Here is a 23,365-nt window from a genome sequence, read left to right as displayed (position 1 = left end):
GCCGGGGTTATTGGATCGTGTTCGATACACCGGAGTAATGAAGGATGTCTGAGAAATCGCGCAAGGACTCTGACCTGATCTATGCCTTGGAAGATCAGCCCCCCTTTGGCCAATCCCTGGTCGGGGCGGTGACCCATCTGCTGGCCATTCTGGTTCCCATGGTCGCACCTGCCCTTATCGTGGGGGCGGCCCTTAATCTCTCGCAAGAGATCACCACTTATCTGGTGTCGATGTCGATGATTGCATCGGGCATCGGTACCTGGTTGCAAGTCAACCGTTATGGCCCCATCGGTTCGGGCCTTCTCTCCATTCAGTCGGTCAACTTCTCGTTCGTCACCGTGATGATCTCGATCGGGACCGCCATGGGCAAAGAGGGGATCGACGAGGCTCAAATCATCTCCTCACTGATGGGGATCTCCTTTGTCGGGGCCTTTCTGGTGATGGGGGCATCGTTCGTGCTGCCCTATCTGACCCGGGTGATCACCCCGACCGTGAGCGGCATTGTGGTGCTGATGATTGGCCTGTGCCTCATCAAGGTCGGCATTATCGACTTTGCCGGTGGCATGGCGGCCAAGAGCAGCGGCACCTTCGGCAACTATGAAAACATCGGTGTCGGCCTGCTGGTGCTGGCGGTGGTGATCGGGTTCAACTGCTGCAAGAGCCCCCTGCTGCGGATGGGGGGAATCGCCATCGGCCTGCTGGTGGGATATATCGCCTCCATCATGCTCGGGATGGTGGACTTCTCCGTGTTGCAGGGACTGCCAGTGGTGACCGTCCCCATGCTGTTCAAATATGGCTTCTCCTTTGATTTCGGCGCCTTCCTGGTGGCCGGCACCATCTATCTGCTGAGCGTGCTGGAGGCGGTCGGGGCCCTGACTGCCACCGCTATTGTCTCCCATCGTCCGGTAGAGGGAGAGGAGTATACCCGCCGCCTCTCCGGCGGCGTGCTGGCAGATGGGCTGGTATCGGTGATCGCCTCGGCGCTGGGCTCCCTGCCCTTGACCACCTTCTCCCAGAACAACGGGGTGATCCAGATGACCGGGGTGGCGTCGCGCCATGTCGGCAAGTTCATCGCCATGATCCTCGTAATCATGGGGCTCTTCCCGGTGGTTGGCCGCTTCTTTACCACCATCCCGTCCCCGGTATTGGGCGGAGCCATGACCCTGATGTTCTCCATGATCGCCATCGCCGGTTGCCGGATCATCCTGACTCACGGCATGGATCGACGGGAGACCCTGATCGTCGCCACCTCGCTGGGGCTGGGGCTCGGTGTCTCCTACGACCCGAGCGTATTCAGAGTCTTGCCTGATGCCCTCTACGTGCTTGTAGAAAACCCCATTTGCGCCGGCGGTATTACCGCCATCATCATGAATCTGGTATTGCCCCAGAGCCGCACCCGTAAGGCAAAGACTGCTGCCAAAGCGCTCAAGACCGCCGATGCGGTAGAGGTGATCCAGCTGAGCGACAAACCGGATGTGACTTTCACGGCCCGTCCTGTCAGCACCGCGAACCGCCGCGATGAAGAGGCACTGGCCGATACCAAACCGGTCGCCGTCGTCCAGATCGAACGGGTTTGATGGTCACAACAGAACAATAAAAAGTAGGGGAACGAGGTATGAAATACGACAACTCCGTCAAAGCCGTGCGCGGCAGCTTCTTCGACATCACCCGGGTGGTGGATCAGCCCGAGGAGATTGAGTCCAACGCCCGTCTTATCGAGGATGGTCTGCTGATCATTCGCAACGGCTGCATCGACTGGTTCGGTGAGTGGGAGGAGGGCCGTGATCGCATTCCTGCCGAGGTGCGGGTGCGCGATTATCGCGGCAAGATGATAGTGCCGGGCTTTGTCGACACCCACATTCACTATCCCCAGAGCGAGATGGTGGGGGCCTATGGCGAGCAACTGCTGGAGTGGCTCAACCGCCACACCTTCCCGACCGAGCGGCGTTACAACGATCTCGAGTATGCCCGCGAGATGTCCACCTTCTTTATCAAGCAGTTGCTGCGTAACGGCACTACCACGGCGCTGGTGTTCGGCACCGTTCACCCCGAGTCGGTGGATGCTTTGTTCGAGGCGGCCAGTCGCATCAACATGCGGATGATCGCGGGCAAGGTGATGATGGATCGCAACGCGCCCGACTATCTGCTCGATACCGCCGAGAGCAGCTATGAGCAGAGCAAGCAGCTTATCGAGCGCTGGCATGGTAATGGTCGGCTTCTATATGCCATCACACCAAGATTTGCACCCACTTCGACATCCGAGCAGCTGACGATGGCGCGGCGGCTTCGCGAAGAGTTTCCCACCACCTATCTGCACACCCATCTGTGCGAGAACAAGGACGAGATCGCCTGGGTGAAATCCCTCTTCCCGGCGCACAAGGGGTATCTCGACGTCTATCACCAGCATGGGCTGACCGGCCACAACTGCGTCTTTGCCCACTGCGTCCATCTGGAAGAGCAGGAGTGGGATTGCTTGAAAGAGACCAATTCCACCATCGCGTTTTGTCCCACCTCCAACCTTTATCTCGGCAGTGGCCTGTTCAAGCTGCACAAGGCGTGGCGCAAGCAGGTGAAAGTGGGGATGGGTACCGACATCGGCGCCGGTACCACCTTCAACATGCTGCAGACCCTCAACGAGGCCTACAAGGTGATGCAGTTGCAGGGCGAGCGCCTCTCGGCCTATCAGGCCTTCTATCTGGCGACCCTGGGCGGTGCCCATTCGCTCGGGCTTGATGAGAAGATCGGCAGCTTTGCGGTAGGCAAGGAGGCGGATTTCGTGGTACTCGACCCGGTCGCCACCCCGCTGCAACAGCTGCGTTATGACAACTCCACCACCTTGCGCGACAAGCTCTTTGTGCTGCTGACGTTGGGTGATGACAGAGCCATCTACCGCACTTATGTGGATGGTCAGCTGGTCCACGAACGGGGTTAGGGAGAATAAACCGGGCAGGGCCGCAAGAGAGCCGCTCTGCCACGAATACGGAGGCTGGCGTGCCCGCCCGGGGCGCCAGCGCCGCGATACATCAGGGCGCTCCCCTGATAACCAACCTGAAATGGCCCGGTTTTTTTGATCAGCAAGGCAAACGTTTGATTGATGCTGCCAGCCCTGGTCTCTGAGTTGCACCTTCCGTGTGCAATGGCAGATCCACAGATCCTGTCGCCATTTCGTGATGAAACATTCAGGCGCTTGTGAAGGAGTTGGGTATGACCCAAGCAAACAGCAGGACAAACAGCGTGGAAGGGCTGGCCAGTCAAGACACCGGCAAGACCGTATCACAACAGCAACCGCTCACCGCTCTCGATCGCTATTTCATGATCAGCGAGCGGGGCAGCAACGTCAGACAGGAGGTGCTGGCCGGGCTCACCACCTTTCTCGCCATGGTATATTCGGTGATCGTGGTGCCCGGCCTGCTCGGCAAGGCAGGTTTTCCACCGGGCGCCGTCTTTGTGGCCACCTGTCTGGTGGCGGGGTGTGGTTCATTGTTGATGGGGCTCTGGGCCAAGCTGCCTATGGCTATCGGTTGCGCCATCTCGCTCACCGCATTTACCGCTTTCAGTCTGGTGCTGGGGCAGAAGATCCCCATTCCGGTCGCGCTCGGTGCCGTCTTCCTGATGGGGGTGTTGTTCACTGCCATCTCTGTGACCGGGGTGCGTAGCTGGATCCTCGACAACCTGCCGATGGGGATTGCCCATGGCACCGGTATCGGTATCGGCCTCTTCTTGTTGCTGATCGCCGCCAACGGGGTAGGGCTGGTGATCAAGAACCCGCTCGAGGGGCTGCCGGTGGCGCTGGGGGCCTTTACCTCGATGCCGGTCATCATGACTCTGCTCGGCCTTGCGGTGATCTTCGGGCTGGAGAAGCTCAAAGTCCCGGGCGGGATCCTGCTGGTGATCATCGCCATCTCCATCTTTGGCCTTATTTTTGACCCGGCGGTGAAGTATCAGGGATTGTTCGCTCTGCCGAGTCTCTCCGACGATCAGGGCAAGTCTCTCATCTTCAGCCTGGACATCATGGGGGCGCTCTCGCCGCTGGTGCTGCCCAGCGTGCTGGCACTGGTGATGACCGCGGTATTTGATGCCACCGGCACCATTCGCGCCGTGGCGGGGCAGGCCAATCTGCTGGATAAAGATGGTCACATCATCAACAGCGGCAAGGCGCTGAGTGCCGACTCGGTGAGCAGCATCTTCTCCGGTCTGGTGGGGGCATCTCCGGCCGCCGTCTATATCGAATCGGCGGCGGGCACGGCGGCGGGGGGCAAGACCGGCCTCACCGCTACCGTGGTGGGCGGCCTCTTCCTGCTGATGCTGTTTCTGGCGCCGCTCTCCTATCTGGTGCCGGCCTATGCCACCGCACCGGCACTGATGTATGTGGGTCTCCTGATGCTGAGCAACGTCACCAAGCTCGATTTCAGTGACTTCGTCGGGGCCATGTCCGGTCTGCTGTGCGCCGTCTTTATCGTGCTCACCTGCAACATCGTCACCGGTATCATGCTGGGCTTCAGTGCGCTGGTTATTGGCCGCATCTGCTCCAAGGAGTGGCACAAGCTCAACACGGGCACCGTCATCATCGCCCTGGCGCTGGTGATTTTCTATGCTGGGGGGTGGGCTATTTAGGGATAACCCGCCCGTTTCGGGGCTGCCATCGGCAGCCCCGCTTTTCTTTGCCAAACCTGCATGTTTCTTTGATTTTCACCCCGTACCATTTTGATAAATCCCCTTTACCAGATTGATAGCACTGTGGGAACTGGTTGCATCGGGGGATGCTGCTTCGTCTTCGGCAGGCACCTTGTCGGCCAGAAAAAGGAAGACAGATGGGATCCTCTTCACACTTCTTCCCATCGCCGGGGAGAGAGGGGGAAACAGGCGCATATCTTGCTGTTTTTTATCTCGGTTCTGGATTTTTCTTCCCTGAAAAAGGACTTGATCATGTCCATAGGATTACCGCTCAAGCGGGTGGATGCCGAGGCCAAGGTGACCGGCAGTGCCCGTTATACCGATGACAACATCATGCTCGGCATGCGCCACGCCAAGTACGTGCGCAGCAATATCGCCCACGGCAAGGTGCTTGCCATCGACGCCAGCGAGGCGCTGGCGCTGCACGGGGTCGAAGCCGTGTTCACCCACGAGGATGTGCCCACCACCTGTTTTCGCACTGCCGGCCACGCCTGGTCCCTTGATGAGGCCAAGCGGGATGTGAAAGACCGCCGTCTGCTCACCGACCATGTGCGCCACTTTGGCGATGGGGTCGCCATCGTGGTGGCGCGCGATCCGCTGGTCGCCGAGAAGGCTGCCGCGTTGGTCAAGGTGACCTATGAGCCGCTGCCGGTGATGACGGATGCGGCCAGCGCCCTGGCCGAGGGGGCCTATCCCATTCATCCGAATGGCAACCTGTTGCGGCAAAGCCAGATCCGGGCGGGTGAGCCGGAACAGGTAATCGCAACAGCGGATCTGCAGTTCAAGGCGCACTATCAGACGCCGGTGGTACAGCATTGCCATCTGGAGACGGTGACCTGCTACGCCTATATGGATCAGCCGGACCACATCATAGTGGTCAGCAGCACCCAGATCCCCCAGATTGTGCGCAGCCGGGTGGCCAAATCCCTCGGTCTGCCCTGGTCGAGCGTGCGGGTGATCAAGCCCTATATGGGCGGCGGTTTTGGCAACAAGCAGGATGTGCTGGAAGAGCCGATGGCGGCGTTTCTGAGCTACAAGCTCGGCGGCGTGCCGGTCAAGGTGACTCTGAGCCGGGAAGAGTGTTTTTTTGCTTCCCGCACCCGCCACGGCTTTGCCATCGATGGCAAGATGGGCCTCAACCGCGACGGCACCCTCAAGGGCTATCAGCTCGACGTGCTCTCCAACACCGGCGGCTATGCCTCCCACGGCCACTCCATCGCCAGCGCCGGGGGCAACAAGATCAGCTACCTCTATCCGCGCAGCGCCTTTGGCTACGACGCCAAAACCTTCTACAGCAACCTGCCCACCGCTGGTGCCATGCGCGGTTACGGCGCGCCCCAGGTGATTTTTGCCCTCGAGTGCATGCTGGATGATGCCTGCGCCGAACTGGGGCTGGATCCGCTCTATGTGCGGATCGCCAACGTGGCGCGCGAGGGGGATGTCAATCAGGTCAACCAGAAGACCATCTACAGCGCCGGGTTGCCGGACTGCCTGCTGCGTGGTCGCGAGCAGTTCGAGTGGGATCGGCTCAAGGCCGAGTGCTTGGCGCAGGATCCGGCAAGCCGGGTGCGGCGTGGCATCGGGGTGGCGTGCTTTAGCTACGGCTCCAACACCTATCCGGTGGGGGTCGAAATTGCCGGCGCCCGCATGCTGCTCAATCAGGATGGCACCGTCAATCTGCAGATCGGTGCCACCGAGATAGGGCAGGGGTCGGATACCGTCTTTGCCCAGATGGCGGCCCAGACGTTGGGCATTCCGTTTGAGCAGATCCGAGTCATTTCGACTCAGGATACCGACATCACCGCCTATGACCCGGGCTCGTTCGCCTCGCGCCAGAGCTATGTGGCGGCCCCTGCCATCCATCAGGCGGCGCTGCAGTTGCGGGCCCGCATTTTGTCGCTGGCGGCCCAGCTCTGTCATCAGGATGTAGGATCCCTCACCCTGATCGACGGCTACGTGGTGCTGGCCGGTGCGCCGGACAAGGTGTTGATCAGCGTCGCCGAAGTGTCGGTCAACGCCTACTACCACCTCACTATCGGCGGTCAGATCACCTCCGAGGTCTCCCACAAGACCACCACCAACCCGCCGAGCTTTGGCTGCACCTTTGTCGATCTCAGCGTCGATATCGATCTCTGCAAGGTGACTATCAATCGCATCATTAACCTGCACGATGCGGGCAAGATCCTTAACCCGCAACTGGCGGAGGGACAGGTGCATGGCGGCATGGGGATGGGGATCGGCTGGTCCCTGTTCGAGGAGATGATCATCGATGCCAAGAGCGGCGTGGTGCGCAATCCCAACCTGCTCGACTACAAGTTCCCCACCATGCTGGATTTGCCGGAGCTTGAATGTGACTTCGTGCAGACCTATGAGCCCCAGTCGGTCTATGGCCACAAATCACTGGGGGAACCGCCCATCATCTCGCCGGGCCCCGCAATCCGTAACGCCATTCGAATGGCGACCGGCGTCGCCATCAACGAGCTGCCTATCACCCCCAAGACCCTGTTTCGGGAGTTTGTCGCGGCGGGTCTGATTGGCGAGGGAGCAGGGGAGGAGCAACACCATGTTTGATATTGCCCGTTACTACAAGGCGCACAGTGTGGCCGAGGCGGTCGCCCTGCGTCAGGCTGACCCCGAGGCGCGTCTCTTGGCCGGTGGCACCGATGTGATGATCCAGCTGCATCACCTCAACGCCGCCTATCGCCATATCGTCGATATTCACGACTTGCCCGAGCTCAAAGGGGTGAGTGAGCTGCCTGATGGATCGATCCGTATCGGCTCTGGCACCACCTTTACCGAGCTCATCGAAAACGAGCTGGTGCAGCGCCGCCTGCCGATGCTGGCCGAGGCGGCCGCTACCATCGCCGGCCCGCAGATCCGCAACGTCGCCACCTATGGTGGCAACATCTGCAACGGCGCCACCAGTGCCGACTCGGCGGCGCCTACAGTCGCGCTGGAAGCTGAGCTGGAAATCGCCGGACCCAATGGTACGCGCCGCATCCCCATAGCCGGATTTCATACCGGCCCCGGCAAGGTGGCGCTGCAACCGGCGGAGATCCTGGTGGCGTTTCACTTTGCCCCGGACGCGCACCCCCAGGTAGGCTCCCACTACTTCAAATACGCCATGCGCGATGCCATGGATATCGCCACCATCGGCTGCGCCGCCTACTGCCAGATTGAGGATGGTCACTTCAAGCGCCTGCGGCTGGCCTATGGGGTGGCGGCACCGACACCGGTGCGCACGCCGCACGCGGAAGCGGCGGCCGAGGGGCAACCCCTGACTCGCGCCACACTGGCCGCGATTGCCGAGGCGGTGGTGGCCGATGTGGCGCCGCGATCCTCCTGGCGGGCGGAGAAGGAGTTTCGCCTGCACCTTATCAAAACCCTGGCGCAGCGGGTGGTCGCCTGCGCAGTCGAACGTGCCGGAGGCAAGATCCTATGATGCAACCACAAAGCTGTCCCGCTGTGGAGATCCAGTGCGAGATCAACGGCAAGCCTTACTCCTATGCAGTGCCGCCCACCATGTCGCTGCTCCACTTCCTGCGCGGGCAGGGGCTTATCAGCGTGAAAGAGGGGTGCAGTGTCGGTGAGTGCGGCGCCTGTACCGTGCGGGTGAATGGCACGGCTATCGACAGCTGCCTCTACTTGGCGGTCTGGGCCGATGGCAAATCCATTCGCACCGTGGAGGGAGAGCGCAAGGGGAATGAGCTCTCCGACGTGCAGCAGGCCTTTATCGACGAGGGGGCGGTGCAGTGCGGTTTTTGCACCCCGGGCCTCGTGATGGCGAGCGCGGCATTGCTCGACAAGACCGAGCGCCGTCCGCTGACCGATGCGGAGATCCGCCGCGGCCTCTCGGGCAACCTCTGCCGCTGTACCGGTTATCAGAACGTGGTGCGGGCGGTGAAGAAGTGCTGCAAGGGTTGAGCAGCAGTTTGTCCCTTCGATGACGAACGCCGCATAACCGCGTAACAAGTCATAAAACCAAAGGCCCGTCTCGCAAGAGGCGGGCCTTCTCTCTTTGAGTCGTTAACCGGGTTGATTACCCTTTTTGCGGCTCGATCACCAGTTTGCCATCCTTGACCGGAATGGTGGGGCCGGGAGCCTGTTTCATCCGGATCACCCCCTCCTGACCGGCTAGGCGGTAGGTCACGTCATAGCCGATAGTGCGGGTACTGCTATCCTGCACTGTCTTGCAGCGCTGCTCGGTGGTGGTATAGGTGTCGCCCGCCTGCATATTGCCTTGCACCTGATTGCCGGCGTAGCCACCCGCAACCGCTCCGGCGGCAGTCGCAACCTTCTTGCCGCTGCCACCGCCAAACTGGTGGCCGAGCACACCACCCAGCGCGGCGCCAACCACGGTGCCGAGGATCTTGTTCTCATCCTGCACCGGCTTGCGGTGGGTGAGCGTGACGTTGCGACACTCCTGACGCGGGGTCTGGATGGTCTCTGTGACCGGCTTGCTGGCAATCACCTCGGCAAAGGTGGGGGTAGGTGTAAAGAGCGAGCCACTGGCCGCCGCCGACAGCGCCAGTGCGGATGCGACGCCAATACCGATACCTGCCATCATGGATCTGTTCATTTTGTTGTTCTCCTGCAATGTCCATTCGAGCTGTTCCAATCTGGCGCCATCTTGTCATAGCCGCTGCAGCGGACAAGGCGAGAGGGATGAGGGTGCGACAGCCGGTGACAAGGTCAAAAAACAGCCACCATGAAAAAGTGTCTGACTTTGGCGACAGAGCCGTAAAAATGACCATTTTGGCGATAATGAAAAGGAGGCGAGGGGGGGAATGGCCCATTATGAGTCGCATTTTGCAATGAAAAAATGACGGTTGTCTGGCATGTGGCAAACTGCTTCCGCCCGCGAGGTCAAGTGGAGAGTGTGAGTCCCCATATGCTGCCGCCAACTCATTGATAAAACACTGCCGCCAGATCGTCTTTGTGCCGATAAGAGAATACGGCAAGCCTTTTGCTTGGATTGGGGTAAGGAGAGTGGGGCGTTAGGCACCAAGGGGCCGCGCCAGACAGGAGACCACCTCCGAACCGGAGCAATGAGGGGGAGATATGTCAATGTTACCCAGCTGGATCACCCCGGCCATTCAGGCCAACATCATCACGGTGCAGCAGGCCGAACGTCTGCTCTCATCCCTCTACCGGCCCCTGGCCGAGCAGGGTGAAGAGTTGCCTGCTGAGTTGGCCGACATCAGTCTCAAACTCTACTGCTTCCGCCAACAGGGGCGGGTACGTCATTAAGGCTGACAAGAGAACACCCCGCGCTAGGCTCGGGGTGTTTTGTTGGGGGATCACAAAGCTAGCCAATCAGGCCATCATCACTTGCGCCACCAGCATCAGGGCGCCAAATCCTAGCACAAAGCCCACCATGGGCAGCACGAACCTGACCCACTGGTTGAACTGGATGCCGAGCATTTGCAGGGTGACCAGCACCAGCCCGGTGGGGGCCAGGAACAGCATGGCGTATTGCCCCCAGTTGTAGGCCGACACCACTATGTAGCGCGGGATCATCACGGTATCCGCCAGCGGGGCCATGATAGGCATGGAGAGCACCGCGAGCCCCGAGGAGGAGGGCACTACCAGCCCCAGCAGGGTGAACACCAGCATCTGCGCCACCGCAAACACGGCGCCGTGCATGCCGGCCACCAGACTGGAGGCATAGGCCAGGATGGTGTCCGAGATCATCCCCTGATCCAGCACCAGATTGACTCCCCGTGCCAGCCCGATGATGAGCGATACCGCCACCAGTTCCGACGCCCCCTGGGTGAAGGCTTCGACCGCCTCCTTCTCTTTCAGGCCTGAGATAAAAATGATGACGATGGCGACGGCAAGGAAGGAGGCCGCCATCTGCGGGAACCACCAGCCAGCCATGGATACGCCCCACACCATGAGCGGAAAGGCGAGGATAAACAGGGTCAGGATGATCTTGCGGCGCAGGGTGAAGGGAACCCCTTCATCGAGAGAGCCCTCTTTCAGGAAGCGGGCCCGGAAGCTCTCTCTGTCTTCATAGGTGTAGGAGAAGGCCGGGTTGACCTTGATCTTCTTGCAGTACCAGTAGAGATAACCGATTACCACCAGGGTGCCCACCAGACAGCCGACGGCGCGAAAGATCAGCCCCTCGGTAAAAGGGATGCCGGCGGCGTTGGAGGCGATCACCACCGAGAAGGGGTTGATGGTAGAGAAGGTGGTACCCATGGAGGCGGCAAGGAAGATGGCCCCCACACAGACGATGGAGTCATAGCCGAGCGCCAGAAAGATGGGCACCAGGATGGGATAGAAGGCGACAGCCTCTTCCTCCAGCCCACAGGTGGTGCCCCCCAACGCCATCACAAAGCAGACCAGCGCCACAAACAGGAACTCATTGCCCCGGGTCTTGCGCGAGAGGGCGACCAGCCCGGCATTGAAGGCGCCGGTCTTGTTGATGACGCCGATCAGTCCCCCCAGTACCAGAATGAAGACGATGATGTCGGCCCCCTCTATGGTGCCCTTGACCATGCTCACCGCCACGTCGGAGAGCCCCTTGGGCGCTTGGGCCAGTCGCTCATAGGTACCGGGGATAGCGATGGGCTTGCGGATGGTGCCGTTGACGAACTGCTCCACCCCGATATTGATGTCGAGTCTGGTCAGTTCATCCTGAGTGGCGGGCACTCGCCGGGTTTCCCCTTGCGGCGTATTGATGGTCAGCATATGGCTGGCGGCATTATAAGAGAGTTTGGCATAGGCTCCCGCCGGAATTATCCAGGTCAGCCCGATGGCCAACAACATGATCAAAAACAAAATGGTAAACGCGGTGGGAAATTGTCTGCGGGTCTGGGTATTCGGCTCGGCACACATAAAATGCTCCTCGATAAAGCAGGTTAGGGCTCGGCGGAATATCGGGTCGATAGGGTTCCTTCGTCATGCAGCGGGAGTGCGTAAACTCACTGGTTGTGGCGCATCGTATGGCGAGAAATCTGGCCTGATATTGAACATCCGGTAGATTGTTTCACCAAGAAACCATAACCCGCCGAGGGGAAGCATGAACAGCGCTGCGGGCCTGCTTTATGGAAGCCGTCACAAAATATATTTAATGGGAAGTTTGTCATTAATTTACTGGCGATAAAGCGATGCGCTTGTTTATGCCATAAATATCCATGCAAACTATCTTACTTAATAAGTCAATATTGATGCCCCTGCAACCTAATATGGTTTGGTTGCATGCCAATATCAGCGTATTCATTATTTGACGGGTTTTATGCTGAGAATATTGGCCGTCGACATTTGTCGTTGAAAAAACAGGCACCAGAATGCAGTTCGGTCAGATTAGCGTCGTCGGTGCAGCGCCTCTAAGACGTTTTGCTAATACCTGTGTCGAGCACCTCGCTGTAGGCTGTGATCCCCGATACGAGCACCATCTGGCAGGACGCCAGACGATGGTTGCCGGCGCTCCCGGGAGCGCACCGCTTTTGCTACCTGCGAGGAAGGAACCCGATGACAGAGCAGAACATCTATCAGCGCGATCTGGAAAAAAATCCCGCCAATTACGAGGCGCTGACCCCCATCAGCTTTCTGGGACGGGCGGAGCGGGTCTACCCCGACTATCCGGCGCTGATCCACGGCCCGCTGCGCCAGAGCTGGGCTCAGACAGCCCGCCGTTGCCGCCAGCTGGCCTCGGCCCTGCGGCTTCGCGGTATCGGGGAGGGGGATACCGTCTCCATCGTCGCGCCCAATATCCCGGCAATGTTTGAAGCGCACTTCGGGGTGCCGATGAGCGGCGCCGTGCTCAACACCATCAATACCCGGCTCGATGCCGAGTCGATGGCCTTTATCTTCCAGCATGCCCAGAGCAAGGTGGTGCTGGTGGACAGGGAGTTTGGCCCTGTGGTGCGCAAGGCATTGGATCTGCTGGAGAACCAACCGCTGGTCATCGCCATCGACGATCCCCTCTACAGGGAGGGGGCGCTGATCAGTGAGCTCGACTATGAGACGTTTCTTGCAGAGGGGAATAGGGATGAGCCTGGCTGGTTGCCGCAAGATGAGTGGCAGGCCATCTCCCTTAACTACACCTCCGGCACTACCGGCAATCCCAAGGGGGTGGTCTATCACCATCGTGGTGCCCACCTCAACGCCATCAACAATGTGCTCTCCTGGGAGCTGCCCAAACATCCCGTCTACCTCTGGACCCTGCCGATGTTTCACTGCAACGGCTGGTGCTTCCCCTGGACGCTGGCGGCGACGGCCGGGGTGAGCGTCTGCCTGCGTCATGTGCAGGCGGCCGCCATTTATGAGGCGTTGCACGAGCACAAGGTGAGCCACTTCTGCGCAGCGCCCATCGTGCTCAATATGCTCAACAATGCCGATCCGGCGCTCAAGCAGGGACTGGATCACCCCATCAAGGTGATGACCGCTGGCGCTGCGCCTCCCGCCACCGTGATCGCCGGTATGGAGGCGATGGGGATCGCCGTGACCCACGTCTATGGCCTGACCGAAACCTATGGCCCCTGCGTGTTGTGCGAGCCGCAAAGAGGCTGGCAGGGGCAGGATGCCACCACGCTGTCGCGCCTAAAGGCACGGCAGGGTGTCGCGTCACCCCTGCAGGGGGAGATGCGGGTAATCAATCCAGTCAGCGGCGAGCCGGTCCCCCGGGATGGCAAAACCATGGGGGAGATAGTGCTGCGCGGCAATGTGGTGATGAAGGGCTATCTGAAAAATCCGGTGGCCAGCGCCGAGGCGATGGCGGAGGGGTGGTTTCGCAGTGGCGATCTGGCGGTGTGGCACCCGGACGGTTATGTGGAGATCAAGGACAGATCCAAGGACATCATCATCTCGGGCGGCGAGAACATCTCCAGTCTGGAGGTGGAAGATGTGCTCTATCGCCATCCCGATGTGGATGAAGCGGCGGTGATCGCCATGCCCGATGAGAAGTGGGGGGAAGTGCCCTGCGCCTTCGTGAAATTGAAAGAGGGGCGAGAGACAACCCAGGCGGAGTTGATCGCCTTTTGCCGTGAGCAGATGGCCCACTTCAAGGCGCCCAAGCGCATCATCTTCACCCCGTTGCCGAAGACCTCGACCGGCAAGGTGCAAAAGTTTGTGCTGCGCAAACAGCTGGGCTAGGCGCTAATCGGGCGTGAGTGAAAGCAGCGTGCAATAGGATGGCTAAGCTGTCGGGATAAATGCAGCAAGGGAAGTGGGAGTGCCTGACTGGCCAGCCAGCTATCGCGCCTTGCACGCGACGCAGTTGCGGCCGGACTGTTTGGCCTGATAGAGCATTTGATCGGCGCGGGCGTAGAGGCTCTCCATCAGCTCCCCCTCGCCATTTTCCACCAGTCCGGCACTGATGGTGATGACCAGCTCATCCCCATCGGGCAGGGGCAGCGTGCTTTGCATCACCTGCAGGCGCAGCCGTTCGGCCAGTGATGCGGCGGCCTGGAGGGTGGTGTTGGGCAGTAAAATGGCGAATTCGTCGCCACCGATACGAGCCAGCACATCTTCGCTGCGCAGCACCGATTGCATCACCCTGCCCAGATGTACCAGCGCCCTGTCCCCCAGGGGATGGCCGAAGCGATCGTTGATGCACTTGAACTGATCCACATCCAGCACCATCAGCACCGAGGTGAGGTGGTGGCGCATGTCCAGACTGAGGTTCTTCTCGCACATCTCGAAAAAGAAGCGGCGGTTGTAGAGGCCGGTGAGGCCATCGCGCACCGACTGATGGTGCAGCTGCTCCTTGAGCTGGTGCAGTTCGGTTATATCGGAGGAGATACCGATCAGGGTCGGGGTGCCATCCCCCAGCAGAAAGGGTACCTTGACCGACCAGTAGTAGTGCTGATTGCCCTCGATATCGGTCAGCGTCTCTTCTCCGGCTTGCAGTTCTCCCGTTTCGAATACCCGGTTGTCCATTCGCCACAGCTGGCAGGCGCTGGCGGCCGGGATTACCTCATCATCGCGCCGGTTGATGATCTGCTCGGCAGGAAGGCCAAGCAGGTCGGAGACCTTTTGATTGACGTAGAGAAAGCGGTGCTGGCTGTCTTTCATGTAGATATGGGCATCGACATTGGCGAGGATGATCTCCAGCAACTGGTGCTGCTCGGCCAGCCGCGCTTCTATCAGTTTTTGCTCTGTGATGTCGGTGGAGATGCCGCATAGTCCGATAAGTTGTCCCTCACCGTCGTAGAGCGGTTTCTTTACACTCCAGTAGACCCGCTTTTCTCCGGTGAGTTTGAGGTAGTTCACTTCCTCTCTGGCGATCGCAACCTGTTGTTCCAGTACCAGCCGGTCGTTGCGGGAGATGGAATCCGAAATATGCAGATCGAAGAAGGCACTGTCATCCTGCCCCTGCAACTCGCTCAGTGAGCAACCAAACAGGTCGAGGACTGCCTGATTGGCATAGGTGTAGCGCCCCTCCAGATCCTTGGTAAACATGTAGGCGCCCGTCTCGTTGAAGATGGATTTGAGGTGATCCAGCTCATGCTGCAATCGAATGGAGAAGGGTTCATCCTTCATGTGGTTAACCATCCTTGGTCAATGGAGTCGTTGTATACCGCGCGAATATATGTACCAACGGTTTAAATTAAGCACTGAACAGGCCATATTTCGCGTTTATTTCCGCAGGATCTGCGCGATGTCACACGATTGTCATCGTTGGTGTGGTCAAAGGAAATCAGCTGAGTCCGTGGCTATTCAGATAACTGTCCCATCCATATCGGCCCGGCATCGTGGGCCAGCAGCAGAGAAATTGCCCGGCAATCAAATGCGCCACTCCGAGCGGCAGAAAGGGCAACAAACAGGTCTTTAATCAAACTATTTTCACTGTGCCCCTGATATCATCCTCAGCAACGCAATATGGAGAGATACGAGATGGCAGTGGCACCGTTTAAATGGGATGACGCAGTTCAGTGGGACGGGCCGGGGGCCATTGCGGGTAGCGAAGAGATCTTGAGTGCCGATCGGCTGGAGCGCGCCCGCTATGCCGAGTTTCTTACCAACTACCTCGCTGCCGAAGGCAAGCAGCGCAATTATGTGCTTAACCTCAATGCCGAGTGGGGAGCGGGTAAAACCTGGTTTATCAAGCGCTGGTATATGGAGCTGAAAGCGCACTATCCCACCGTCTATATTGATGCCTGGCAGCAGGACTTTTCCGATGATCCCTTATTGACGGTGATTTCGTCGATCATCGATCAGCTCAAAGAGGTTGCAGGGAAAGATAACCCTATTCCAGAAATGATGCGGCAGCGGCTGCTTGGATTATTTAAGGTTGGCGGAAAACTAGTGCTGAAAGCGGCCATTAAGAAGGCTGGATTGGAAGAAGATGATTTCTCTCTGGATGGGGATGATGCCAATCAACTGGTCGATGCCTTATGCAGTAATCAAAAAGAGCGTTATGAATCCATCCAGTATCTTAAACAAGAAATTAGGCAATGGGTGGAAGGGGCTGTTGGTTTAAGTGAAGGTGAATTGAATTACCCAGCTTTTATTTTGATTGATGAGCTGGACCGTTGTCGTCCCTCTTATGCAGTGGAAATGCTGGAAACCATCAAGCATATCTTTGATATTAAAGGTGTGGTGTTTGTGTTGGCAACGGATACTGAGCAGTTGCAGCATGCTATCAAGGTCATTTATGGCGAAGGATTTCATGCATCTGCTTATTTAAGACGTTTTTTCAGGCGGCAATTTGCCTTAAAGGAAATATCCAAAGCGTCATTCATTGAAAGCTATATGACAATTGATGATGCATCATGTGAGCATCTTTTCCCAAGATTTAAAACAATAAACGAATTTTCATTTTTGCTATCTGTGCTCGCAGATGCATTTGGTCTTCAGCTTAGAGATATTGAGCAATACATAGACAAAGTAAATGCCGCAATATCAAATTTTAGTGATGATTTTGATTTGGTGATCTTCTCTATACTTCTTTTAACAAAAGAGTATGAGACTGACTTATATAAACAGATAGTTAATTTAGAACTATCACTTAGAAATGATAATAAAAAACCGGTCTCCAATATTGGGTTCTACGAACAAATCAACTTCAATAAAGAATTGAGTTTTTATTTGCCTTTGGAGAACAATTGCTCAGAGCTTTTAAAAGCTGAAGTAAGTATATCAAAGTACATCGGTTGTTTCTTTTACTCCATCAAACACAAAGCTCAATTAGTTGCGGCAAAGGAAGCCATTTCGATAGGTGGGGTCTTGGGTAAACATTCAATAGATTCATTTTCCGAGGCTAGGCATGAAGAAGCACTATTGGCATATTATTTGGCCAATCAGAGCATCAATATTAATGAGTATCAAGATTTTGTTGAGCTAGCATGCAATTTAAAATAGAAATGGGCATAAGCCCATTTCTAGATAGGAATATTATTTCTGATGCCGCTCATAAAGCCGCTGCACGACATCTTTCAATTCCAGCCCTTCGTTTTGCAGCAGCACGGTCAGGTGGTAGAGCAGATCGGCGGATTCGTTAATGAGCTCCTCCCGATCCTTGGCCATGGCGGCCAGCGCCACTTCCACACCCTCTTCACCGACCTTCTGGGCGATACGCTTGGTGCCCTTGGCGTAGAGGCTGGCGGTGTAGCTGGTGGCCGGATCGGCCCCTTTGCGGGCTGCCAGCACCTGCTCCAGCTCCGCCAGAAAACCGAGCGGCGGCAGTGGGTGACCATGGAAGCAGGAGGTAGTGCCCTTGTGGCAGGTGGGGCCGACGGGGTTGGCGGCAATCAGCAGAGAGTCCTGATCGCAGTCGGTGCTGATGGTCACAAGGTTGAGCACATTGCCCGAGCTTTCACCCTTGGTCCAGAGCCGCTGTTTGCTGCGGCTAAAGAAGGTGACCTGACCGGTACTCTGGGTCTTCTCCAGTGCTTCACGGGTCATAAAGCCCTGCATCAGCACCTCGCCGCTGGCGGCGTGCTGGACGATGGCGGGGATCATGCCGTCGCATTTTTCCCAGTCGAGCTGATCGGCAAGGGGTCGCGCGCTGGCGGAGGTTTGTGTGTTGTCTGAGAAGTTATTCACGGATGGCGACTCCTTCGGTTTTCAGCCAGCGTTTCAATTCGGGAATGGGGATAAGGCCCTTGTGGAACACAGAGGCGGCCAGCGCCCCGTCCACATCGGCGAGGGTGAAGGCATCGCGAAAGTGCGCCATGGCACCGGCGCCGCCGGAGGCAATCAGCGGCACCTTGCAGACGCTGCGCACCAGTTTGAGCTGGTCGAGATCATAACCCTGACGCATGCCGTCCTGATTCATTACGTTCAGTACGATTTCGCCCGCGCCGCGCTTTTGCACCTCCTGCACCCAGTCGAGGGTGTGCCATGCGGTGGTGCGGGTGCGGCTCTCGTCACCGGTAAACTGTTTGACCTGATAGTGGCCCGTGTCGGCGTCGAAGTAGGAGTCAATGCCCACCACCACGCACTGCACGCCAAAGCGCTCGGCCAGTCGGCTGATCAGGGTCGGGTCGGCAAGGGCCGGAGAGTTGATGGAGACCTTGTCGGCGCCAAATTCGAGGATCTGGCGGGCGTCTTCGACGCTCTTGATGCCACCAGCGACGCAGAAGGGGATATCGATCACCTCCGCTACCCGGCTCACCCAGCTCTTGTCCACTACCCGCGCATCGCTGGAGGCGGTGATGTCATAGAACACCAGCTCGTCAGCGCCCTCTTCGGCGTAGCGGCGCGCCAGCTCGACAATGCCGCCCATCACCTCGTGGTTGCGAAATTGCACCCCTTTGACCACCACGCCATCTTTCACGTCGAGGCAGGGGATAATGCGTCTTGCCAGCATCAGTTGCCTCCTGTGGTATCGGCTGCGGGGGCTTGCCAGCAGGCGATGGCGTCACCCACCGAGAATTTTCCCTCCAGCAGGGCGCGGCCAAGGATGATCCCCTTGACGCCGGAGCCCTTGAGCGCCTCGATATCCGCGATGCCGCCAATGCCGCCGGAGGCTTGAAAGGCGACGCTCGGGTAGCGGGCGCAGAGATCACGATAGAGCTCGACATTGGTGCCAGCCAGGGTGCCGTCACGGCTGATGTCGGTGCAGAGCACGTGCTTGAGCCCGGCGGGGAGGAAGCGCTCGATCAGCGCCTCGATGGTCACTCCGCTGTTCTCCTGCCAGCCTGCCACCGCGATATGGCGATTGCCCTGCTCATCGATATTGACGTCCAGCGCCAGCACGATCTGCTCGGGGCCATATTTCTCCATCCAGCTGGCCACCAGATCCGGGGATTTGACGGCGGTGGAGCCAATCACCACCCGGCTGGCACCGGCGGCCAGCAGATCCGCCACATCCTGCTCTGTGCGCACACCACCGCCAACCTGCACCGGCGCTTCGGTGGCCGACAGCAGTTGGGTCAGCAGGGGCAGCTGGCGCGTCTTGGCATCCTTGGCACCGTCCAGATCCACCAGATGTAGCTGCACCGCTCCCTGGGAGACATATTCATCGAAGCGGGCCTGCGGGCTGCTGCTGTATTCGGTCTTCTGCTGGTAGTCCCCCTGATAGAGGCGAACCACCTGACCGTTGATAAGGTCAATTGCGGGAATGATCATTCAAAGCTCCAGAAAATTTTGCAGCAAACGGGCACCGGCTGCGCCTGAGCGCTCCGGGTGGAATTGGGCGCCGAAGAAGTTGCTGTGCTCTGCAACCCCACCGACGATGGCGGTAAACGGCTGGCCGTAGTCGCAGGTCGCCAGCGTCGCTTCGGTTACCTCCAGCGCATAGGAGTGCACGAAGTAGAAGTAGCTGCCGCTCGGGATCCCCTTGAGCAGAGGATGGGTCTCGTCATGCTCAATCTGGTTCCAGCCCATATGGGGCAGCCGCAGCTTGCCGACCTCCATCAGCCGGATCTTGCCCGGCACTATGCCAAGGCAGTCGATAAGCCGCTCTGACGAGTCATCCGTACCCATGCTCTCTTCGGAGGTCTCAGCCAGCATCTGCATACCGAGGCAAAAGCCCAGCAGCGGCTGCTTGGCGGCGCGAATAAGGGGCACTAGTCCGCGCTCGTTGAGGTTTTTCATGGCGGCCACCGCGGTGCCGACACCGGGCAGGATCAGCTTGTCCGCCTGCTCGATATCAGCCGCCTGACTGGAGACCAGCGGCTGCACGCCGAGGCGCTCGAAGGCCATTCTGACCGAGGCCAGGTTAGCGCAGCCGGTGTCGATGATGACCAGTTTCTGCTTGCTCACATCCATCACAGCACTCCCTTGCTGGAGGGGAGGTCGCTCCCTTCCACCCGAATGGCCTGACGCAGGGCGCGGCCAAAGCCTTTGAACAGCGCCTCCACCTGATGGTGGGTGTTGCCGCTGCCCACCTTCATCTGCAAGGTGATGGCCATGGCATCCGACAGCGAACGGAAGAAGTGGGGCACCATCTCGGTGGCCATCTCGCCCACGCTGTCGCGACCAAAGCCGCTCGGGCAGTCAAACACGAAGTAGGGGCGACCGCTCAAGTCCAGCGCGGTGTTCACCTCCAGCTCGGTCAGCGGGCGCGCATCGATCACCGCCTGCACTTCGTCCATCGCCAGCACGAAGCCGAAGCGACCGATACCGCGCTTGTTGCCAAGGGCCTGGCGCAGCGCCTGGCCCAGGGCCAGCCCGACGTCTTCCACCGTGTGGTGATCGTCTATATGCAGATCGCCGCTCACTTTGAGCTTGAGTCGAAAACCAGCGTGGGTAGCTATCTGATCCAGCATGTGATCAAAGAAGCCGATGCCGGTGGCAATCTGGTTGCCGTTGCTTTTGTCCAGATCAACGGCCACCTGAATGCGGGTCTCCTTGGTGTAACGCTCCACCTCGGCGGTGCGCCCCTTGGATAACAGCTGATCACGGATGGCAAGCCAGTCGTGATCCTGCGGGTGGTAGCGGATACCGCCAATGCCCATATTCTCGGCAAGCTGCAGATCGGTCTGGCGATCACCAATCACGAAGGAGTTGGCAAAGTCGATGCGACCCGAGGCGAGGTACTCCTTCACCAACCCGAGGTGGGGCTTGCGGCAGCTGCAGCCATCGGTGGGGAAGTGCGGGCAGATCAGCACCTGTTCCCACTTCACTCCTTGCGATTCAAACAGGTGCATCATCAGATCATGGGGGGGCTGGAAGTTCTCCAGCGGCAGGCTGGCGGTGCCCAGTCCATCCTGATTGGTCACCATCACCAGCACGTAACCGGCGGCCTGCAACTCGCGCAGCACCGGAATGACCATGGGCTCGAAGCGCAGCTTGGCGAGGCTATCCACCTGCTTGTCGGTCACCGGCTCTTCAATCAGGGTGCCGTCGCGGTCGATAAACAAAAACGGGGTCTTCATCGCTACATCCTTGTCTTACAAAGTGGGAGAGGGCAGATCACGCAATACCGCCAGCACGGCATCCATCTCGCCCTGATAGCCGATGGTGATGCGAATGCTGTTGTCCAGACACGGCTTGCTGGAGAAATCCCGCAGAATGATGCCGGCGGCCTTCATGGCGGCAAAGACGGCTGCGCCATCCACAAAGCGCACCAGCACGAAGTTGCCCTTGTCCTCGAATACTTCCTTCACGCAGGCAAGCGTTGCCAGCTCTGTCTTGAAGGCGGCTTTTTGCTTGTTGAGCTCTATTACTCGCTCGCGCATCAGCTCCAGCCCCATGGGGGAGAGTGCCTGCGCCGCAATCTGGGCGATGGGCTCGGGGATGGGATAGGGGGCGATCACCTTGGCCAGCATGGCGATCACCTCGGGGCTTGCCAGCGTAAAGCCGCAGCGGATCCCCGCCAGGGCAAAAGCCTTGGAGAGGGTGCGGGTCACCACCAGATTGGGGAAGCGGGCCAGCAGATCCACCACGGATGCCTCGGGACAGAACTCGATATAGGCCTCGTCCACCACCACGATGGCGCGATCCCGGGCTTTCTCCAGCAAAGCGATGAGACCGTCGCGACCCACCAGATCCCCGGTGGGGTTGTTGGGGGAGCAGAGAAACACCAGCTTCACGTCACTGAGGCGATCGGCGATGGCGGGCCAGTCAGGCTGGCGGCTGGCGGTCAGCGGCTGCTCAACAATCCCCACGCCACAGGTCTCGGCGCTGATGGCGTACATGCCGTAGGTGGGCGGGCAGATGATGATCTGATCTTCACCCGCTTCGCAGAAGGTGCGAATAAGCAGCTCGATGGCCTCGTCGGCGCCGCGGCTCACCAGCACCTGATCGGGATTAACCCCGGCATAGGCGGCATAGCTGTTCACCACCTCGGCCGGTTGGCACTCGGGGTAGCGGTTGAGGCGGCTTCCCTCGATGGTGAAGGGATAGGCCTGTGGCGCCTCGTTGGCGTTGAGCCAGACGTGGCCCTTGCCGCCGATGCGGCGGGCGGATTGATAGGGGGTGAGGGCCCGCACCACGCGGCGCGCCAGATTGGCAATGCTCATGACAAATCCTTCTGCTGTGCTGTTGGTTGGGGCGCGGCGGCCAGGGTGCTCAATCTCAGCGTCACGGCATTCTTGTGGCCATCGAGCCCTTCGGCCTCTGCGATGCGCTCGACAATGGGGCCAAGGCCGCGAATGCCTTCGGCGCTCAGCTCCTGCACCGTGTAGCGGCGCTGATAATCGGCGAGGCCCAGGCTCGAGCAGGTACGGGCATAGCCATAAGTTGGCAGGGTGTGGTTGGTGCCGCTGGCGTAATCGCCGACTGACTCGGGTGTCCACTGGCCAAGGAAAATTGAGCCAGCGTTCTCAAGCTGGTCCAGTAGCTCACGGGGAGCGCGGGTCTGCACAATCAGGTGCTCCGGCGCATAGGCGTTAGAGATGGCACACGCCTCGGCCAGATCGTCACAGAGGATCACCAGACTGCTGCCGAGCGCCTGCGCGGCGATATCGCGGCGGCTCAGTTTGGCCAACTGGCGCTTGATTTCCCCTGCGATAGCATCGGCCAGCAGCGGCGAGGTGGTGACCAGCACCACCTGGCTGTCGGGGCCGTGCTCGGCCTGGGAGAGCAGATCCGCCGCCACGAAGGCCGGGTTGGCGCTCTCGTCGGCAATCACCAGCACCTCGGAGGGGCCAGCGGGCATGTCGATGGCAGCGCCGCGCCAGTCGCGGGAAACCTGCCCCTTTGCTTCGGTCACATAGGCGTTGCCCGGGCCGAAGATCTTGTCCACCTTGGGAATGCTCTCGGTGCCGTATGCCATCGCCGCGATGGCTTGGGCGCCGCCGATGGCGAACACCTTCTCGACCCCGCAGGTGCGGGCGGCAAACAGGATCTCGTCGCTAGCGGGGGACGGGGTGCAGAGCACCACTTCACGGCAACCGGCGATAGCAGCCGGAATAGCCAGCATCATCACGGTGGAGGGGAGCGGTGCGCTGCCCCCTGGCACATAGAGGCCGACCCGGCTGATGGGCTGGGTGCGCAGCTCGCACACCACCCCGGGCTGGGGTTCTACTCGTACCACTGGCTGCACTTGCGCGGCGTGGAAGGTGCGAATATTGGCAATGGCCGCTTCGATGGCGCTTTTTATCTCATCATCCAGCCGCGCACAGGCGGCTTCAATCTCGGCCTCGCTGACGCGCAACTGTTCACGGGGGGCGCGCTCGAAGCGCTGGCTCAGCTCGCGCAGGGCCTCATCGCCACGGCTGCGCACCGCGGCGATGATTTCTTTGACCACGGCGCCAATATCGGCCTCGTCATTGAGGGCTGGTCGTGTCAGCACGTCGGCCTGCTGGGCAGGGGAGAGGGTCTTCCAGATCAGGGTCTGCATGATGTCCCT

At 59.2% G+C, this 23,365-nt stretch carries 19 protein-coding genes; 9 read left to right on the top strand and 10 right to left on the bottom strand.

All coding sequences use genetic code 11. The features are described from left to right. Window positions 1-44: 44 nt before the first annotated feature. The 6 genes from BS300_RS01340 (at window position 45) to xdhC (ending at window position 8,598) form a co-directional block, all read left to right on the top strand. Entirely contained in the window at window positions 45-1,577 is a 1,533-nt protein-coding gene (locus BS300_RS01340) for a nucleobase:cation symporter-2 family protein (RefSeq protein ID WP_071910234.1), read from the top strand. 38 nt (window positions 1,578-1,615) lie between these two features. After that, window positions 1,616-2,932 (top strand): guanine deaminase, encoded by a 1,317-nt coding sequence (gene guaD / locus BS300_RS01335; protein ID WP_071910232.1) that lies wholly within the window; start codon window positions 1,616-1,618, stop codon window positions 2,930-2,932. A gap of 380 nt (window positions 2,933-3,312) precedes the next feature. Further along, window positions 3,313-4,614 carry an NCS2 family permease gene (locus BS300_RS01330; RefSeq protein WP_239693786.1) on the top strand — a complete coding sequence of 434 codons (1,302 nt, stop codon included), beginning with the start codon at window positions 3,313-3,315 and terminating at the stop codon, window positions 4,612-4,614. 312 nt (window positions 4,615-4,926) lie between these two features. After that, window positions 4,927-7,245 carry a xanthine dehydrogenase molybdenum-binding subunit XdhA gene (xdhA, locus tag BS300_RS01325; protein WP_071910341.1) on the top strand — a complete coding sequence of 773 codons (2,319 nt, stop codon included), beginning with the start codon at window positions 4,927-4,929 and terminating at the stop codon, window positions 7,243-7,245. Then, a complete protein-coding gene (gene xdhB, locus BS300_RS01320) occupies window positions 7,238-8,116 on the top strand; it encodes a xanthine dehydrogenase FAD-binding subunit XdhB (RefSeq protein ID WP_071910230.1) in 879 nt (292 codons plus the stop codon). Before xdhA ends, xdhB begins: the two co-directional genes overlap by 8 nt. After that, window positions 8,113-8,598 (top strand): xanthine dehydrogenase iron sulfur-binding subunit XdhC, encoded by a 486-nt coding sequence (gene xdhC, locus BS300_RS01315; RefSeq protein WP_021230037.1) that lies wholly within the window; start codon window positions 8,113-8,115, stop codon window positions 8,596-8,598. The genes xdhB and xdhC overlap by 4 nt, the downstream gene beginning before the upstream one ends. Before the next feature lie 115 nt (window positions 8,599-8,713). Here xdhC and BS300_RS01310 read toward each other — a convergent pair whose 3' ends face one another. Then, complete coding sequence (locus BS300_RS01310; RefSeq protein WP_043850854.1) at window positions 8,714-9,253, bottom strand: glycine zipper 2TM domain-containing protein; 540 nt, start codon at window positions 9,251-9,253, stop codon at window positions 8,714-8,716. A 482-nt stretch (window positions 9,254-9,735) separates the two neighbouring features. Between BS300_RS01310 and BS300_RS01305 the strand changes: the two genes are divergently transcribed. After that, on the top strand, window positions 9,736-9,924 hold the full coding sequence (locus BS300_RS01305) for a hypothetical protein (protein ID WP_071910228.1): 189 nt from the start codon (window positions 9,736-9,738) through the stop codon (window positions 9,922-9,924). A gap of 66 nt (window positions 9,925-9,990) precedes the next feature. On the opposite strand, the gene BS300_RS01300 is transcribed toward BS300_RS01305, so the two are convergent. Further along, window positions 9,991-11,517, bottom strand: a complete 1,527-nt coding sequence (locus BS300_RS01300) for a YfcC family protein (RefSeq protein ID WP_071910226.1) — start codon at window positions 11,515-11,517, stop codon at window positions 9,991-9,993. A 636-nt stretch (window positions 11,518-12,153) separates the two neighbouring features. Between BS300_RS01300 and BS300_RS01295 the strand changes: the two genes are divergently transcribed. Then, complete coding sequence (locus tag BS300_RS01295; RefSeq protein WP_071910224.1) at window positions 12,154-13,776, top strand: acyl-CoA synthetase; 1,623 nt, start codon at window positions 12,154-12,156, stop codon at window positions 13,774-13,776. A 99-nt stretch (window positions 13,777-13,875) separates the two neighbouring features. On the opposite strand, the gene BS300_RS01290 is transcribed toward BS300_RS01295, so the two are convergent. Further along, window positions 13,876-15,165 (bottom strand): sensor domain-containing diguanylate cyclase, encoded by a 1,290-nt coding sequence (locus BS300_RS01290; protein ID WP_071910222.1) that lies wholly within the window; start codon window positions 15,163-15,165, stop codon window positions 13,876-13,878. 354 nt (window positions 15,166-15,519) lie between these two features. Between BS300_RS01290 and BS300_RS01285 the strand changes: the two genes are divergently transcribed. Continuing rightward, window positions 15,520-16,986 carry a P-loop NTPase fold protein gene (locus BS300_RS01285; protein WP_083593317.1) on the top strand — a complete coding sequence of 489 codons (1,467 nt, stop codon included), beginning with the start codon at window positions 15,520-15,522 and terminating at the stop codon, window positions 16,984-16,986. 33 nt (window positions 16,987-17,019) lie between these two features. On the opposite strand, the gene hisIE is transcribed toward BS300_RS01285, so the two are convergent. The 7 genes from hisIE to hisD are packed head-to-tail and all read right to left on the bottom strand — an operon-like array spanning window position 17,020 to window position 23,356. Next, complete coding sequence (gene hisIE / locus BS300_RS01280) at window positions 17,020-17,670, bottom strand: bifunctional phosphoribosyl-AMP cyclohydrolase/phosphoribosyl-ATP diphosphatase HisIE (RefSeq protein ID WP_071910220.1); 651 nt, start codon at window positions 17,668-17,670, stop codon at window positions 17,020-17,022. Beyond that, on the bottom strand, window positions 17,663-18,436 hold the full coding sequence (gene hisF / locus BS300_RS01275; protein WP_005345639.1) for an imidazole glycerol phosphate synthase subunit HisF: 774 nt from the start codon (window positions 18,434-18,436) through the stop codon (window positions 17,663-17,665). The genes hisIE and hisF overlap by 8 nt, the downstream gene beginning before the upstream one ends. Next, window positions 18,436-19,197: a 1-(5-phosphoribosyl)-5-[(5-phosphoribosylamino)methylideneamino]imidazole-4-carboxamide isomerase gene (gene hisA, locus BS300_RS01270; RefSeq protein WP_071910218.1), complete on the bottom strand. Its 762-nt coding sequence runs from the start codon at window positions 19,195-19,197 to the stop codon at window positions 18,436-18,438. Before hisA ends, hisF begins: the two co-directional genes overlap by 1 nt. After that, a complete protein-coding gene (hisH, locus tag BS300_RS01265; protein WP_071910216.1) occupies window positions 19,198-19,839 on the bottom strand; it encodes an imidazole glycerol phosphate synthase subunit HisH in 642 nt (213 codons plus the stop codon). It lies immediately after the preceding gene. Next, the gene (hisB, locus tag BS300_RS01260; protein ID WP_071910214.1) at window positions 19,839-20,948 is read right to left on the bottom strand and encodes a bifunctional histidinol-phosphatase/imidazoleglycerol-phosphate dehydratase HisB; all 1,110 of its coding nucleotides are present in this window, start codon (window positions 20,946-20,948) and stop codon (window positions 19,839-19,841) included. The genes hisH and hisB overlap by 1 nt, the downstream gene beginning before the upstream one ends. A 15-nt stretch (window positions 20,949-20,963) precedes the next feature. Further along, window positions 20,964-22,034 carry a histidinol-phosphate transaminase gene (gene hisC, locus BS300_RS01255; protein WP_071910212.1) on the bottom strand — a complete coding sequence of 357 codons (1,071 nt, stop codon included), beginning with the start codon at window positions 22,032-22,034 and terminating at the stop codon, window positions 20,964-20,966. Further along, window positions 22,031-23,356 (bottom strand): histidinol dehydrogenase, encoded by a 1,326-nt coding sequence (gene hisD / locus BS300_RS01250; RefSeq protein WP_071910210.1) that lies wholly within the window; start codon window positions 23,354-23,356, stop codon window positions 22,031-22,033. The genes hisC and hisD overlap by 4 nt, the downstream gene beginning before the upstream one ends. Window positions 23,357-23,365 lie beyond the last annotated feature (9 nt).

This window comes from Aeromonas sp. SCS5, assembly GCF_001887375.1.
GTDB classification, from domain to species: Bacteria; Pseudomonadota; Gammaproteobacteria; order Enterobacterales; family Aeromonadaceae; genus Aeromonas; species Aeromonas jandaei.
The sequence above is the reverse complement of the archived record's forward strand: the minus strand, read 5'-3'. Positions and strand labels throughout refer to the sequence as shown.